Source organism: Mixta sp. Marseille-Q2659, assembly GCF_940807255.1.
Lineage (GTDB): Bacteria > Pseudomonadota > Gammaproteobacteria > Enterobacterales > Enterobacteriaceae > Mixta.
On sequence record NZ_CALNWY010000001.1, the window covers coordinates 306,888 to 322,012 of the forward strand.

At 55.7% G+C, this 15,125-nt stretch carries 15 protein-coding genes; 13 read left to right on the forward strand and 2 right to left on the reverse strand.

The window, feature by feature from the left end:
- Positions 1 to 5 precede the first annotated feature (5 nt).
- The 3 genes from ftsE (at position 6) to rpoH (ending at position 2,770) form a co-directional block, all read left to right on the forward strand.
- Positions 6 to 671, forward strand: a complete 666-nt coding sequence (ftsE, locus tag P3C52_RS01440) for a cell division ATP-binding protein FtsE (RefSeq protein WP_275553449.1) — start codon at positions 6 to 8, stop codon at positions 669 to 671.
- Positions 664 to 1,647 (forward strand): permease-like cell division protein FtsX, encoded by a 984-nt coding sequence (ftsX, locus tag P3C52_RS01445; RefSeq protein ID WP_275553450.1) that lies wholly within the window; start codon positions 664 to 666, stop codon positions 1,645 to 1,647. The genes ftsE and ftsX overlap by 8 nt, the downstream gene beginning before the upstream one ends.
- A 265-nt stretch (positions 1,648 to 1,912) precedes the next feature.
- The gene (rpoH, locus tag P3C52_RS01450) at positions 1,913 to 2,770 is read left to right on the forward strand and encodes an RNA polymerase sigma factor RpoH (RefSeq protein WP_249893003.1); all 858 of its coding nucleotides are present in this window, start codon (positions 1,913 to 1,915) and stop codon (positions 2,768 to 2,770) included.
- A gap of 69 nt (positions 2,771 to 2,839) precedes the next feature.
- Here the strand turns inward: rpoH and panM are convergent, their stop codons facing one another.
- Positions 2,840 to 3,235 (reverse strand): aspartate 1-decarboxylase autocleavage activator PanM, encoded by a 396-nt coding sequence (gene panM, locus P3C52_RS01455; protein ID WP_275553451.1) that lies wholly within the window; start codon positions 3,233 to 3,235, stop codon positions 2,840 to 2,842.
- A gap of 403 nt (positions 3,236 to 3,638) precedes the next feature.
- Between panM and P3C52_RS01460 the strand changes: the two genes are divergently transcribed.
- The 10 genes from P3C52_RS01460 to ugpQ all read left to right on the forward strand — a co-directional run bounded on the left by P3C52_RS01460 (position 3,639) and on the right by ugpQ (position 13,922).
- Positions 3,639 to 4,754 (forward strand): branched-chain amino acid ABC transporter substrate-binding protein, encoded by a 1,116-nt coding sequence (locus P3C52_RS01460; RefSeq protein ID WP_275553452.1) that lies wholly within the window; start codon positions 3,639 to 3,641, stop codon positions 4,752 to 4,754.
- 128 nt (positions 4,755 to 4,882) lie between these two features.
- Entirely contained in the window at positions 4,883 to 5,809 is a 927-nt protein-coding gene (gene livH / locus P3C52_RS01465) for a high-affinity branched-chain amino acid ABC transporter permease LivH (protein ID WP_275553453.1), read from the forward strand.
- Positions 5,806 to 7,080: a high-affinity branched-chain amino acid ABC transporter permease LivM gene (locus P3C52_RS01470; RefSeq protein WP_275553454.1), complete on the forward strand. Its 1,275-nt coding sequence runs from the start codon at positions 5,806 to 5,808 to the stop codon at positions 7,078 to 7,080. The genes livH and P3C52_RS01470 overlap by 4 nt, the downstream gene beginning before the upstream one ends.
- Positions 7,077 to 7,844, forward strand: coding sequence for a high-affinity branched-chain amino acid ABC transporter ATP-binding protein LivG (livG, locus tag P3C52_RS01475; RefSeq protein ID WP_275553455.1), 768 nt, complete (start codon positions 7,077 to 7,079; stop codon positions 7,842 to 7,844). The genes P3C52_RS01470 and livG overlap by 4 nt, the downstream gene beginning before the upstream one ends.
- Before the next feature lies 1 nt (position 7,845).
- Positions 7,846 to 8,559 (forward strand): high-affinity branched-chain amino acid ABC transporter ATP-binding protein LivF, encoded by a 714-nt coding sequence (gene livF, locus P3C52_RS01480; RefSeq protein ID WP_275553456.1) that lies wholly within the window; start codon positions 7,846 to 7,848, stop codon positions 8,557 to 8,559.
- Positions 8,560 to 8,987: 428 nt separating this feature from the next.
- Positions 8,988 to 10,307, forward strand: a complete 1,320-nt coding sequence (gene ugpB / locus P3C52_RS01485; RefSeq protein ID WP_275553457.1) for a sn-glycerol-3-phosphate ABC transporter substrate-binding protein UgpB — start codon at positions 8,988 to 8,990, stop codon at positions 10,305 to 10,307.
- 74 nt (positions 10,308 to 10,381) lie between these two features.
- Positions 10,382 to 11,269 carry a sn-glycerol-3-phosphate ABC transporter permease UgpA gene (gene ugpA / locus P3C52_RS01490; protein ID WP_275553458.1) on the forward strand — a complete coding sequence of 296 codons (888 nt, stop codon included), beginning with the start codon at positions 10,382 to 10,384 and terminating at the stop codon, positions 11,267 to 11,269.
- Positions 11,266 to 12,111 (forward strand): sn-glycerol-3-phosphate ABC transporter permease UgpE, encoded by an 846-nt coding sequence (gene ugpE, locus P3C52_RS01495; protein ID WP_275553459.1) that lies wholly within the window; start codon positions 11,266 to 11,268, stop codon positions 12,109 to 12,111. Before ugpA ends, ugpE begins: the two co-directional genes overlap by 4 nt.
- 3 nt (positions 12,112 to 12,114) lie before the next feature.
- Positions 12,115 to 13,188, forward strand: coding sequence for a sn-glycerol-3-phosphate import ATP-binding protein UgpC (locus tag P3C52_RS01500; RefSeq protein WP_275553460.1), 1,074 nt, complete (start codon positions 12,115 to 12,117; stop codon positions 13,186 to 13,188).
- Positions 13,185 to 13,922: a glycerophosphodiester phosphodiesterase gene (gene ugpQ / locus P3C52_RS01505; protein WP_275553461.1), complete on the forward strand. Its 738-nt coding sequence runs from the start codon at positions 13,185 to 13,187 to the stop codon at positions 13,920 to 13,922. Before P3C52_RS01500 ends, ugpQ begins: the two co-directional genes overlap by 4 nt.
- Positions 13,923 to 14,101: 179 nt before the next feature.
- Here ugpQ and P3C52_RS01510 read toward each other — a convergent pair whose 3' ends face one another.
- Positions 14,102 to 15,031 carry an Rpn family recombination-promoting nuclease/putative transposase gene (locus P3C52_RS01510; protein ID WP_275553462.1) on the reverse strand — a complete coding sequence of 310 codons (930 nt, stop codon included), beginning with the start codon at positions 15,029 to 15,031 and terminating at the stop codon, positions 14,102 to 14,104.
- Positions 15,032 to 15,125: the final 94 nt, after the last annotated feature.

The window sequence follows — 15,125 nt, forward strand, 5'->3', positions numbered from 1 at the left end:
CCAGGATGATTCGCTTTGAAGAGGTCAGTAAGGCTTATCTCGGCGGTCGGCAAGCGCTGCAAGGAGTAGATTTCCATCTGCATCCGGGCGAAATGGCGTTTCTGACCGGTCATTCCGGCGCAGGGAAAAGCACCCTGTTGAAGCTGATTTGCGGTATTGAACGTCCCAGCGCAGGCCATATCTGGTTCAGCGGCCACGATATTAGCCGCCTGAAACACAGCGAGGTGCCTTTTTTGCGCCGTCAGATTGGCATGATCTTTCAGGATCACCATCTGCTGATGGATCGCACCGTTTATGACAACGTGGCGATCCCGCTGATTATCGCTGGTGCCAGCGGCGAAGATATTCGCCGTCGCGTGTCGGCGGCGCTGGATAAAGTCGGCCTCCTCGACAAAGCGAAAAGTTTTCCTATTCAGCTTTCGGGCGGTGAACAGCAGCGTGTCGGCATCGCCCGCGCGGTGGTGAATAAACCCGCCGTATTACTGGCGGATGAACCGACCGGCAACCTGGATGATGCGCTGTCGGAAGATATTCTGCGTCTGTTTGAAGAGTTCAACCGCGTTGGCGTAACGGTGCTGATGGCCACGCATGATATGGGACTTATCGCCCGTCGCAATTATCGGGTTATGAGGCTCAGCAACGGAAGACTGCACGGAGGCGATCGTGGCTAATAAACGCAACAAGCGCGTACCGGCGCCGAAAACCAAACAGCCGTCAAAAAGCAAAGCGCTGAAGGGCGGCTGGCAGGAACAGTGGCGCTACGCCTGGCGCGGCACGCTGTCGGATATGTGGCGTCAGCCGCTGGCAACTTTGCTGACAGTGATGGTGATCGCCATCTCGCTGACGCTGCCCAGCGTCTGCTATATGGTGTGGAAAAACGTCAGCCAGGCGGCGGAACAATGGTATCCGGCGCCGCAGCTGACGCTTTATCTGTCAAAAACGCTGGACGATAACGCCGCCGAAAATGTAGTAGCAACGCTGAAAAAAGAACCAGGCGTGGCGAAAGTTAACTACCTGTCGCGGGAAGAGGCGTTGGGCGAGTTCCGTAACTGGTCAGGTTTCGGCGGCGCGCTGGATATGCTGGAGCAGAATCCGCTGCCAGCGGTGGTAATCATTACGCCAGAGCTGAATTTCCAGAACGAGAAAACCCTGCAAACGCTGCGCGACCGCGTACAGCATGTTGATGGCGTAGAAGATGTGCGCATGGACGACAGCTGGTTTGCGCGTCTGGCGGCGCTGACCGGGCTGGTGGGACAGGTGGCGACCATGATCGGCTTTCTGATGGTGGTTGCGGTGTTCCTGGTGATTGGCAACAGCGTGCGCCTCAGCATTTTTGCCCGTCGCGATACCATTAACGTTCAAAAACTGATTGGCGCAACCGACGGCTTTATTCTGCGTCCTTTCCTCTACGGCGGCGCATTATTGGGCTTCGGCGGCGCGGTGCTGTCACTGGTTTTATCTGAAATTCTGGTGTTTCGGCTGGAGTCGGTAGTGGCGCAGGTAGCGGCGGTATTCGGCACCACTTTCCGCCTGAGCGGGCTGTCGTGGGATGAAAGCCTGCTATTGCTGCTGCTGTCGGCAATGATTGGCTGGATTGCCGCCTGGTTGGCCACAGTACAACATTTACGTCGTTTTACGCCACAGTAACGAATTTTTGGTATAATCTTCCTCTGCTGCATGACACTTGTGCCGCAGAGGAAATCCTCCCGGATTTCTCTCCTGCTTGTCACAATCTTATCGTCCGTATCTTGTGTATAAAATATTCACGATGTAAATTGAACTTGTGGATAACTTCGGTCTCTAATAGAAGTAGCACAGATTGCTTTGGGGTTTCGTTGCCGGTTCCTGTACCCTGGTGAATCGCGCAAAAGGAAATCGTGCGGCAATAATAATTAATTATGTGAGGGTTTGAATGACCAAAGAAATGCACACTTTAGCTATTGCTCCTCTTGGTAACCTGGAGTCCTATATTCGGGCTGCCAATACCTGGCCGATGCTGACGGCAGAAGAGGAAAAAGCGCTGGCTGAACGGCTGCATTACCAGGGCGATCTGGATGCAGCTAAAACGCTGATCCTGTCTCACCTCCGCTTTGTTGTTCATATCGCTCGTAACTACGCGGGCTATGGCCTGCCGCAGGCGGATCTGATTCAGGAAGGTAATATCGGCCTGATGAAGGCGGTACGTCGCTTTAATCCTGAAGTCGGGGTTCGTCTGGTTTCGTTTGCCGTTCACTGGATCAAAGCTGAGATTCACGAATATGTGCTGCGTAACTGGCGCATCGTGAAAGTCGCGACCACGAAAGCACAGCGCAAGCTGTTCTTTAACCTGCGTAAAACCAAGCAGCGTCTGGGCTGGTTTAATCAGGATGAAGTCGAAATGGTGGCGCGTGAGCTGGGCGTGAGCAGCAAAGACGTGCGTGAAATGGAATCCCGTATGGCCGCGCAGGATATGACCTTTGACCTGACATCAGAAGATGAATCAGGCGAAGGTAAGAGCATGGCGCCGGTGCTGTATCTGCAGGATAAAACCTCTGATTTTGCCGACGGCATTGAAGAGGACAACTGGGAAAACCACGCGGCCGACAAACTGAGTGATGCGTTGCAGGGGCTGGATGAACGCAGCCAGCATATTATTCGCGCGCGCTGGCTGGACGACGACAACAAAACCACGCTGCAGGAGCTGGCCGATAAATATGGCGTCTCTGCCGAGCGTGTGCGTCAGCTGGAAAAAAACGCCATGAAGAAATTGCGTATGGCTATCGAAGCCTAAGGCTTGATGGCAATCAAGGGCGGCTCAACAGGCCGCCCTTTTTGTTGCCTGCTATACAGAACTTACCTTTCACTCTTTGTTATAAATCCAGCCGTCCGCCTGAGTGCGGAAACCACAGCTCTGCATAAAAGCGGCAATCACCTGCTGTTCACCCTTGCCGTCGTCGGCAATCCACCAGTGCGAAATCGATGAATTTTGCGCGATAACTTCTTCCACTAAATAGCGTCCGACGCCGCGTCGGCGCGTCACTTCTCTGACTTCCAGCCGGGTAAGTTCTCCCTGCGTGCCACGGATATTCAGCTTAACCGCCGCCAGTAAACGCTCATTAAAGCGCGCGGCATAAAGCCGGTGATTTTCACTCAGCGTGGCTTCCAGTTCGTCAAGGTTAACGTCCGGCCAGATTTTGCCGAGATCGATACGGTCCTGATCGCTTAGCTTTTGCAGTCGGATAATGGTCAGTTTCATGAAATTACCTGCGCGCTGATAAAAGGCATATTGTAGCGAAAATGTGCAGAAAGGAACGTGTAACATTTTCTGTACGAAAACAAAGCAATCTGTTTTTTGCCGTCGTGATAATCCGAGTAAACACTTATTACATGCCATGCAGCCAGCATAACACGCTGGCAAAGCGGCTAAATTCCCACCGTAACTGCCAGATGATTGTCCTGTGGTAAAGGGTAGATTTTGATTATCTCAGTTGATTTACAGCATAAAATTCCTGTTTAATAGACTGAAAAATAAAGCCTTATTAATAAAATTGGCGCGTATTTATTCCTAACTCGTTCACATTAAACAAGTTTTGTTCAATAAGCCGCCGAAAATAATCACAACGCAAATCACAACAGACACAACAGATGGGGAAGTTCGGATGAATATCAGTAAAGGTCGCTTAATGCTGGCAGGGTGTGTGGCTTTGGCAATGAGCCATGCCGCGCTGGCGGAAGATATTAAGGTTGCGATTGTCGGTGCCATGTCCGGCCCGGTAGCGCAGTATGGTGATATGCAGTTTACCGGCGCTACGCAGGCGATTGCCGACATTAACGCTAAAGGCGGCGTTAACGGCAATAAGCTGGTGGCGGTGAAATATGATGACGCCTGCGATCCTAAACAGGCGGTGGCAGTAGCTAACAAAGTCATCAACGAAGGTATTCGCTATGTTATCGGTCACCTCTGCTCCTCCTCCACGCAGCCCGCTTCTGATATTTATGAAGACGAAGGCGTACTGATGATTACGCCAGCGGCTACCGCTGCCGATCTGACTTCCCGCGGTTATCAACTGATTATGCGCACCACCGGCCTCGACTCCGATCAGGGCCCGACCGCTGCCAAATATATTCTCGATACCATCAAGCCGCAGCGTATTGCCATCGTGCATGACAAACAGCAGTACGGCGAAGGTCTGGCGCGCTCAGTGCAGGAGAGCCTGAAAAAAGCCAACGCGCCTATTGCGATGTTTGAAGGCATCACTGCCGGTGATAAAGATTTCTCCACGCTGGTGGCGCGTCTGAAGAAAGAGAATATCGATTTCGTTTACTTTGGTGGTTACTACCCGGAGATGGGACAGATTGTGCGCCAGGCGCGCGCGGCCGGTTTGAAAACGCAGTTTATGGGGCCGGAAGGCGTGGGCAACGCGTCCCTCTCTAACATTGCGGGCGCAGCTTCCGAAGGCATGCTGGTCACTCTGCCGAAGCGCTATGATCAGGTGCCAGCTAACCAGCCGATTGTCGATGCCATCAAAGCGAAAAAACTGGACGCCACCGGGCCGTTCGTCTGGACAACCTATGCTGCCTTACAGTCGCTGGTGGCTGGCATGGAGCGCAGCAAAAGCGAAGAGCCTGCAGATATTGCCAAAAACCTGAAAGAAGGCCAGCCGGTTCCTACCGTTATGGGCGACCTAAGCTGGGATCAGAAAGGCGATCTGAAAGGGTTTGAGTTCGGCGTATTCAAATGGCACGCCGACGGCACGTCAACCGCAGTGAAATAAACCACGATTTTAGAATACGGATCGTTTGGGGTCAGGTACGCCTGACCCCTGTTCTATCCTGCACTACGTGAAGACGGACGTTTTTTTGCTGTTGGCGGTGCCCGCGCAGCTTTGTTGGGGTTTATCTTATGTCCGAGCAGTTTCTCTATTTTATTCAGCAGTTGCTTAACGGCGTGACCTTAGGCAGCACTTACGCGCTGATTGCCATCGGTTACACCATGGTTTACGGCATTATCGGCATGATCAACTTCGCACATGGCGAAGTGTATATGATCGGCAGCTATGTCTCTTTTATCGTTATCGCCGCGCTGATGATGGTCGGCATCGACGTTAGCTGGGTGTTAATCGGCGCCGGTTTCCTTGCCGCCATTGTCATTGCCAGCGCCTACGGCTGGAGCATCGAGCGCGTCGCCTATAAGCCGGTACGCTCTTCTAAACGCCTGATTGCACTGATTTCCGCCATCGGCATGTCCATTTTCCTGCAAAACTACGTCAGCCTGACGCAGGGCTCGCGCGATCTCGCGCTGCCGGGCCTGGTCAGCGGCCAGCTTACGCTGGGCGAAAGCAACGGTTTTGCCGCTACCATCAGCACCATGCAGGTGGTGATCTGGCTGGTAACCTTCCTCGCGATGCTGGCGTTAACGCTGTTTATCCGTTATTCGCGCATGGGCCGCGCCTGCCGCGCCTGCGCCGAAGATTTAAAAATGGCCAGCCTGTTGGGGATTAACACCGATCGGGTGATTTCCCTGACCTTTGTTATTGGCGCTGCGATGGCGGCGGTCGCGGGCGTGCTGTTGGGGCAGTTCTACGGCGTGATCAATCCTTACATTGGTTTTATGGCGGGCATGAAAGCCTTTACCGCGGCGGTATTGGGCGGCATCGGCAGCATCCCCGGCGCAATGCTGGGCGGTCTGGTGTTGGGCATTGCCGAAGCGCTGACCTCCGCTTATCTCAGTACCGAATATAAAGATGTGGTCTCTTTTGCACTGCTGATTGTGGTGCTGCTGGTTATGCCTACGGGTATCCTCGGCCGGCCGGAGGTAGAAAAAGTATGAAGCCCGTTCATTTTGTTAATGCCATCATTTCGGCATTGATGCTGTTAATTCTCGCCGCCTTTTTTATGGGGATGCGCCTTAATCTCGACGGTACGCGGTTAGTAGTCAATAACGCCGGCAGCGTGCGCTGGAACTGGATTGCCGCGGGTTGCGCGGTGGTCTTTATCTTTCAGCTGCTGCGCCCATTATTAGGGCGCAGCCTGAAGCGTAGCGGTCACGGCGGCTTCGTGCTGCCGAGCTTTGACGGCAGCACGCCAAAGCAGAAGCTGCTGGTACTGGCGCTGATCGTGGCAGCGGTAATTTGGCCGTTTATCGTCTCACGCGGCACGGTGGATATTGCCACCCTGACGCTGATTTACGTGATGCTCGGTTTGGGTCTGAACGTGGTGGTAGGGCTTTCCGGCCTGCTGGTGCTGGGCTACGGCGGTTTCTACGCCATCGGCGCTTACACCTTTGCGCTGCTGAATCACTACTATGGCCTGGGATTCTGGCAATGTTTGCCGTTAGCCGGTCTGGTTTCGGCGCTGTTTGGCCTGCTGCTGGGCTTTCCGGTACTGCGTCTGCGTGGGGATTACCTGGCGATTGTGACGCTCGGCTTCGGGGAAATCGTACGTATTCTGCTGCTCAACAACACCGCCATTACCGGCGGCCCAAACGGCATCAGCCAGATCCCGAAACCGACCTTTTTCGGTCTGGAGTTTAACCGCAGCCCGCGCGACGGCGGCTGGGATACGTTCCATCACTTCTTTAACCTGAAATACGATCCCAGCGACCGCATCATTTTTCTCTATCTGGTTGCGCTGCTGCTGGTGGTATTAACGCTGTTTGTTATCAACCGCCTGCTGCGTATGCCGCTGGGCCGCGCCTGGGAAGCGCTGCGTGAAGATGAGATCGCCTGCCGCTCGCTGGGCCTGAGCCCAACGCGCATCAAGCTGACCGCCTTTACCATCAGCGCTGCCTTCGCCGGTTTCGCTGGCAGCCTGTTCGCCGCGCGTCAGGGCTTTATCAGCCCGGAATCCTTTACCTTCGCCGAATCCGCCTTTGTGCTGGCGATTGTGGTACTGGGCGGCATGGGTTCGCAGTTTGCGGTGATTCTGGCGGCGATTTTGCTGGTGGTTTCGCGCGAGCTGATGCGCGATTTAAATGAGTACAGCATGTTAGTGCTGGGCGCGCTGATGGTGCTGATGATGATTTGGCGTCCGCAGGGATTATTGCCGATGCAGCGTCCGCATCTGAAGCTGAAGCGTGATGAACAGGGAGAGCAGGTATGAGTCAGCCTTTGTTAACGGTTGAAGGCCTGATGATGCGTTTCGGCGGCCTGCTGGCGGTGAATAACGTGGCGCTGGAGCTGCGTCCGCAGGAAATCGTATCGTTAATCGGCCCGAACGGCGCCGGGAAAACCACGGTCTTTAACTGCCTGACTGGTTTTTACAAGCCGACCGGCGGATCGATTAAGCTGCGCGACCGCCAGCTGGCGGGGCTACCGGGCCAGCAAATTGCGCGTATGGGTATTGTACGTACCTTTCAGCATGTGCGCCTGTTCCGCGAAATGACAGTGATTGAAAACCTGCTGGTCGCCCAGCATCAGCATCTGAAAAGCGGCGTTTTTTCCGGTCTGCTGAAAACGCCTGCTTTCCGCCGCAGCGAAAGCGACGCGCTGGATCAGGCTGCGAACTGGCTGCGACGCGTTGGGCTGCTGGAGATGGCGAACCGGCAGGCGGGCAACCTCGCCTACGGTCAGCAGCGTCGGCTGGAGATTGCGCGCTGCATGGTGACGCGCCCGGAAATTCTGATGCTGGATGAACCGGCAGCGGGCCTTAACCCGAAAGAGACGCATGAGCTGGATGAATTAATTGCCGAACTGCGCGGCGAACATAAAGTATCGGTACTGCTGATTGAGCATGATATGAAGCTGGTAATGGGGATTTCCGATCGTATTTACGTCGTTAACCAGGGAACGCCGCTGGCAAACGGCACGCCGGAAGAGATACGTAACAACCCGGACGTGATCCGTGCATATTTAGGTGAGGCATAAAATGGCGAATCCGATGTTAACGCTTAGCAAGGTCAGCGCGCACTACGGCAAGATTCAGGCGCTGCATCAGGTTAGCCTGCATATCAATCAGGGCGAAATCGTCACGCTGATTGGTGCCAACGGCGCGGGAAAAACCACGCTGCTCGGCACGCTGTGCGGCGATCCGCGTGCAACTGAAGGCGTCATTACTTTCGATGGCAAAACCATTACCGACTGGCAAACGGCGCGCATTATGCGCGAGGCGATTGCCATCGTGCCGGAAGGGCGGCGGGTTTTCTCACGCATGACGGTGGAGGAGAACCTGGCGATGGGCGGCTTCTTCGCCAGCCGCCAGCAATATCAACAGCGTATTGAGCGGGTATACGATCTGTTCCCGCGCCTCCATGAGCGCCGCATTCAACGTGCGGGCACCATGTCGGGCGGTGAGCAGCAGATGCTGGCGATTGGCCGCGCACTGATGAGCCAGCCGCGCCTGCTGCTGTTGGACGAACCTTCTCTGGGACTGGCGCCGATAATCATCCAGCAGATCTTCGACACCATCGAACAGCTGCGTCAGGAAGGCATGACCATCTTCCTGGTCGAGCAAAACGCCAACCAGGCGCTGAAGCTGGCCGATCGCGGCTACGTGCTGGAAAACGGCCACGTCGTGCTGGAGGACAGCGGCGACGCGCTACTGGCCAACGAAGCGGTACGCAGCGCCTACCTCGGCGCCTAGCCATCGGGAAGAAAGCAGACGGCACTCAAAGCCCAGGGCAATCGTCAACTGATAACACCAGAGCCTTGGGTAAGCGTCTACAGACACCCAAAGCCTGAAGCGAGACAGGCCCCGGCCAAGAGTAAAGCGTCCCGCGCCATGGGAGGCGCGGGCCGTGCCCGTCATGGATGACGGCAGTTGCGTCTTTACGGAAGGCCGGGGCCTTTCTCGCAGACATCGCCCATACAGACGACACCTCACAGCAGCCGTCCTCGTTGAGGCTGTTGCCAGGAATCCACCTGCGCTCCTCACTCCAAAAACCATTGCAACCTCGCCGTCATCTTTCCGTCATTTAACGGTTATCTCTCCGTCATTTTCCCGTGTCATGTTACTTCGCGAACAAAAAAAGCGTGATTTCGCGCATACCTACAATGTGACAGGAAAATGCTATGTCCTCATTCTCGTTTCGTCATACCGCTCTCAGCATGGCGCTGGGGCTGGCACTGAGCGGCAACGCCCTGGCCGCGACGGAAATCCCGTTCTGGCACTCCATGGAAGGTGAATTAGGCAAAGAAGTTGACTCTTTGGCACAACGTTTTAACCAGGCCCACCCCGATTACAAAATCGTCCCGGTTTATAAAGGCAACTACGAGCAAAGCCTGGCGGCAGGCATCGCCGCCGTGCGTACCGGCAAAGCGCCCGCGATCCTGCAGGTATACGAAGTCGGCACCGCCACCATGATGGCCTCAAAAGCGATTAAACCGGTCTATCAGGTCTTTACCGACGCTGGCATCAAATTCGATGAATCACAGTTTGTGCCGACCGTCTCCGGCTACTACACCGATGCGAAAAGCGGCCACCTGCTGTCCCAGCCGTTTAACAGCTCCACGCCGGTTCTCTATTACAACAAAGACGCCTTCAAAAAAGCCGGACTCGATCCTGAACAGCCGCCAAAAACCTGGCAACAGCTGGCAAAAGATACCGAAGCGCTGCGCAAAGCGGGCATGAAATGCGGCTACGCCAGCGGCTGGCAGGGCTGGATCCAGATTGAAAACTTCAGCGCCTGGCACGGCCTGCCGGTTGCCACCGAAAACAACGGCTTTGGCGGCACCAGCGCCGAACTGATTTTCAACAAGCCAGAACAGGTACGCCACATCGCCATGCTGGAAGAGATGAACAAGAAAGGGGACTTCACCTACTTTGGCCGTAAAGATGAATCCACCGAGAAGTTCTATAACGGCGACTGCGCCATCACCACCGCTTCATCGGGATCGCTGGCGGACATTCGTCAACACGCTAAATTTAACTACGGCGTCGGCATGATGCCGTATGACGAAACCGTATCGAACGCGCCGCAGAACGCCATTATCGGCGGCGCCAGCCTGTGGGTCATGCAGGGCAAAGACAACCCGACCTATAAAGGCGTGGCGGAATTCCTGCAATTCCTGACCCAGCCGGAAATCGCTGCCGAATGGCATCAAAAAACCGGCTATCTGCCGATTACCAAAGCGGCTTACGAGCTGACGCGCCAGCAGGGTTTCTATGACCAAAACCCAGGCGCCGACATCGCCACGCGCCAGATGCTGAACAAACCGCCGCTGCCTTACACCAAAGGCCTGCGCCTCGGCAACATGCCGCAAATCCGCACCATCGTTGATGAAGAACTGGAAAGCGTCTGGAACGGCAGCAAAACGCCGCAGGCCGCGCTTGACTCCGCCGTGCAACGCGGCAACGTACTGCTGCGTCGCTTTGAACAGCAGGTGAAATAACGCAAAACCGGGCTGCGTTGGCAGCCCGGTCTCCTGCGCCGCACCGGTTTATCGATCTGTTATGGAATCACCGCATGTCGAGTTCTCGTCCCGTTTTCCAGTCGCGCTGGCTGCCCTGGGTACTGGTTTTTCCGCAGCTGCTTATTACGCTGATCTTCTTTATCTGGCCCGCCGGAGAAGCGCTCTGGTACTCCGTCCAGAGCGTCGATCCCTTTGGCTTTTCCAGCACCTTTGTCGGGCTGGAAAATTTTAGCCGCCTGCTGGATGATGATTACTATCTTCAGTCCTTCTGGACCACGCTGATCTTCAGCGCGCTGGTCACCGGCTGCGGGCTGGTTATCTCGCTGCTGTTTGCCGCGCTGATCGATTATGTGCTGCGCCTGAAACGCTTCTATCAAACGCTGTTGTTGCTGCCTTATGCGGTCGCGCCTGCCATTGCCGCCGTGCTGTGGATGTTTTTATTTAATCCCGGCATCGGCCTGATCGCCCATTTCCTGCAAAGCATCGGCTACAGCTGGAACCACGCGCAAAGCAGCGGACAGGCGATGTTCCTGGTCGTGCTGGCCTCGGTATGGCAACAGATAAGCTATAACTTCCTGTTTTTCTTCGCCGCGCTACAGTCGATCCCGCGCTCGCTGGTCGAAGCGGCCGCTATCGACGGCGCCGGACCGGTGCGCCGTTTCTTCCATCTCTCGCTGCCGCTGATAGCACCGGTTAGTTTCTTCCTGCTGGTGGTTAACCTGGTTTACGCCTTTTTCGACACCTTTCCGGTGATTGACGCCGCCACTCAGGGCGGGCCGGTACAGGCGACTACCACCTTGATTTATAAAATCTACCGCGAAGGCTTTGCCGGACTGGATCTCTCCTCATCGGCGGCGCAGTCGGTGGTGCTGATGTTTTTAGTCATCGTCTTAACGATTATTCAGTTCCGCTACGTCGAGCGTAAGGTGCGTTACCAATGATTGAAAACCGTCGCGGGCTGGATATTTTCAGCCACGTTATGCTGATACTGGGCATCCTGACCATTCTGTTTCCGCTTTGGGTCGCTTTTGTCGCCGCCACGCTGGATAACCAGCAAATTTTTCAGGTGCCGATGACGCTGATCCCTGGCACCCAGTTATGGCACAACCTGCGTGAAATCTGGCTGCACGGCGTAAGCAGCAACAGCGCGCCGATGAGCGTGCTGCTACTTAACAGTACGCTGATGGCGCTGGGCATCACCGTCGGCAAAATTACCGTTTCGATGCTCTCCGCCTTCGCGCTGGTCTGGTTTCGCTTTCCGCTACGCAATCTGGTGTTCTGGATGATTTTTATCACCCTGATGTTGCCGGTCGAGGTACGCATTTTCCCGACGGTTGAAGTAGTGGCTAATCTCCAGCTACTCGACAGCTATAGCGGCCTGACGCTGCCGCTGATGGCGTCCGCCACCGCGACCTTTCTGTTTCGTCAGTTCTTTATGTCGCTGCCGGATGAGCTGCTGGAGGCGGCGCGCATCGACGGCGCCGGGCCGATGCGCTTCTTCCGCGACATTGTGTTGCCGCTGTCGCGTACTAATCTGGCGGCGCTGTTCGTCATCACCTTTATCTACGGCTGGAACCAGTATCTCTGGCCGATTCTGATCACCAGCGAAACCCGTATGGGCACGGCGGTGGCGGGCATCCGCAGCATGATTTCATCCGGCGAAGGCACCACGCAATGGAACCTGGTGATGGCGGCAATGCTGCTGACGCTGATTCCGCCGGTCGTGGTGGTGATGGTGATGCAACGGGCCTTTGTTCGTGGTTTGGTTGAGAGCGAGAAATAAATTATGGCAGCAGTAACCCTTCAGGCCGTCACCAAATCCTACGACGGCAAACAGCAGATTATTCAGCCACTCGACGTGGTGATCGGCGACGGTGAGTTTATGGTGATGGTCGGGCCGTCCGGCTGCGGCAAATCGACGCTGCTGCGCATGGTTGCCGGGCTGGAACGCGTCACCAGCGGCGATATTTATATTGATACGCGGCGCGTCACGGAGCTGGAGCCGAAAGATCGCGGCATTGCAATGGTCTTTCAAAACTACGCACTTTATCCACATATGACGGTGGAAGAGAACATGGCGTACGGCCTGAAAATCCGCGGCATGGGCAAAACGTTAATCCGCCAGCGCGTGCTGGAGGCGGCGCGCAGCCTGGAACTGGATGCGCTGCTGAAAAGACGTCCGCGCGAGCTATCGGGCGGCCAGCGTCAGCGGGTGGCGATGGGACGCGCTATCGTACGCGAACCGGCGGTATTTCTGTTTGATGAGCCGTTATCCAACCTTGATGCGCGCCTGCGCGTACAGATGCGGTTGGAGCTACAGCTGTTGCATCGCCGGTTACGCACCACCAGCCTGTACGTCACGCACGATCAGGTTGAGGCGATGACGCTGGCGCAGCGCGTGATGGTAATGAATAAAGGTATTGTCGAGCAGGTCGGCACGCCGGTTGAGGTGTACGAACGTCCGGCAACACGCTTCGTCGCCAGCTTTATCGGCGCGCCGGCGATGAACTTGCTGGAGGGCCATTTCAGTCGCGACGGTAATGCCTTTGCGCTGGGCGATAATCTGGCGCTGCCGCTGGTTGAGTCAAAACATCAATGGGCGAATCAGGCAGCGACGCTGGGCATTCGCCCGGAACATATTCGCCTCGGCAGCCGGGAAAACGGCGGTATTCCATTGATTATCGAAACGCTGGAGATCCTCGGCGCGGATAATCTGGCGCACGGCAAGTGGGGTGACCAGCGGGTTGTGGTACGCTTGCCGCATCTTGAGCGTCCCGTGCCGGGCAGCACGCTGTGGCTGCATCTGCCCGCCGAGGCGCTGCACTTTTTCTCAGCTAAACACGGAGCCCGTCTGGAATGAATAAAGCCTGGCCCTATCCACATATTGTGGCCCATCGCGGCGGCGGCAAGCTGGCGCCGGAAAACACCCTGGCGGCGATCGATACCGGCGCGCGCTACGGGCATACCATGATCGAGTTCGACGCCAAGCTGTCGCAGGATGAGCAGATTTTCCTGCTGCACGATGACACGCTTGACCGCACCAGCAACGGCTGGGGCATTGCGGGCGAGCTGCCGTGGGAAAAGCTGGCGCAGCTGGATGCTGGCGGCTGGTTCGGCAGGGCGTTTGAAAATGAGCGGCTGCCGTTGTTGCAGGCGGTAGCGGCGCGCTGTCGTCAGCATAACCTGATGGCGAATATTGAAATTAAGCCCACAACCGGACAGGAAGCGCCGACCGGGAAGGCGATAGCGCTGGCGGCGCGTGAACTCTGGCAGGACCAGTCGCCGCCGCTGCTTTCATCCTTCTCTTTTATCGCGCTGGAAGCGGCAATGCAGGCGGCGCCCGAACTGCCGCGCGGGCTGCTGCTGGATGAGTGGCAGGATGACTGGCAGGCGCTGACCAACGCGCTGGACTGCGTGTCGATTCATCTGAACCATCGCCTGCTGGATGCGGAACGCACCGCGGAGATCAAACGGGCCGGGCTAAAAATTCTGGTTTATACCGTGAATCAGCCAGCGCGCGCTCGCACGCTGCTAGAGTGGGGCGTGGATGCGATCTGTACCGATCGCATCGATATTATCGGGCCTGATTTTTAAGGCTTACTGCGTATTGTTTTGATAAACCGGCGGCGGCGTATTGCTGCCGGGCTGTGACTGCTGAACGCGCTGCTGCGCTGTTCTTGCATCCGGCGCTGCATCTGTTGGCAATGGACACTATGAATGTTGGTTTATGCCATCAGGCGCAGGGATTGTTTGAGCTTGCCGGTAAAAAAAGATCAGTGACGGATCTGCGCCAGCTCATCTTCAGTCAGGCCGGTCATTTTCATCACAGTATTGCGATCGATGCCGTTCTCCAGCATGGTACGGGCAACTTCCAGTTTAGCTTCCAGCCTGCCTTCATTGCGACCTTCCTGTCTGCCGAGCTGGATGCCCTTCTCAATTCCTTTTTGTTCAAGCTGTTGTGCGATGGTCATGAGGGCGTCTCCGTGTTGCGGCACACGCTGTGCCAGTTCGCGTACAAAGGCTTCGGAGTCAGCGGACTCCCCCGCCTGTATCAGATAGTGTATCAGCGCCACTATCTGTGGTGAAGAAAGATAATCCGCCATCAGCAGCGTAGCCAGTCGATCCGTCAAAGTGGCGATGTCGCGCTGGTGAATATGCTTCTGCAATAGCGTCAGCGCCGCCATACGGCGATGGCCCATAATCTCGTCATCGGGTATCACCGTCACATCAACCAGCGGGAGCGCATTGCTGTAGAGTTTACCTGCCAACTCCGGGTTATCAAACTCATCCAGCCACCGTGTGGAATAGGGATAAGGGCTGCGTCTGCCCGTATAGAACAGCACCGGTATCACCAACGGCAGCTTTTTATGTCCTGCTTCCAGGTGGCGTTGCATGGCGGCTACCGCATAACGAATCAGGCGAAACGCCATATGTTTGTCTGGCGTGGACTGATGTTCTATCAAAACATGAACGTAACCGTCACCGGTGGTAGTTTTCAGGCTGTAAAGCACATCGCTGAAGTACTGCCGCAGGTCATCTTCCACAAAAGAGCCTGATTCCAGCTTCAACGTAGTGAGATCGCAAATAGCGCGTAATTCTGGCGGGAGGTGCAGCTCCATAAAATCACGGGCGATTTCCGGCTGAGTAAGAAATTGTCGGAAGGTGGCATCGTGGGGCGTGGGTGTGCGGTTTATCTTCTTCATTATCAGTCCCTGATGCTGAAAATAATCCGTGAATATTATCACTGTCAGGTGAACAGAACCGTGAAATACGCGGCTTTTCCCTGAAGGCATTTTT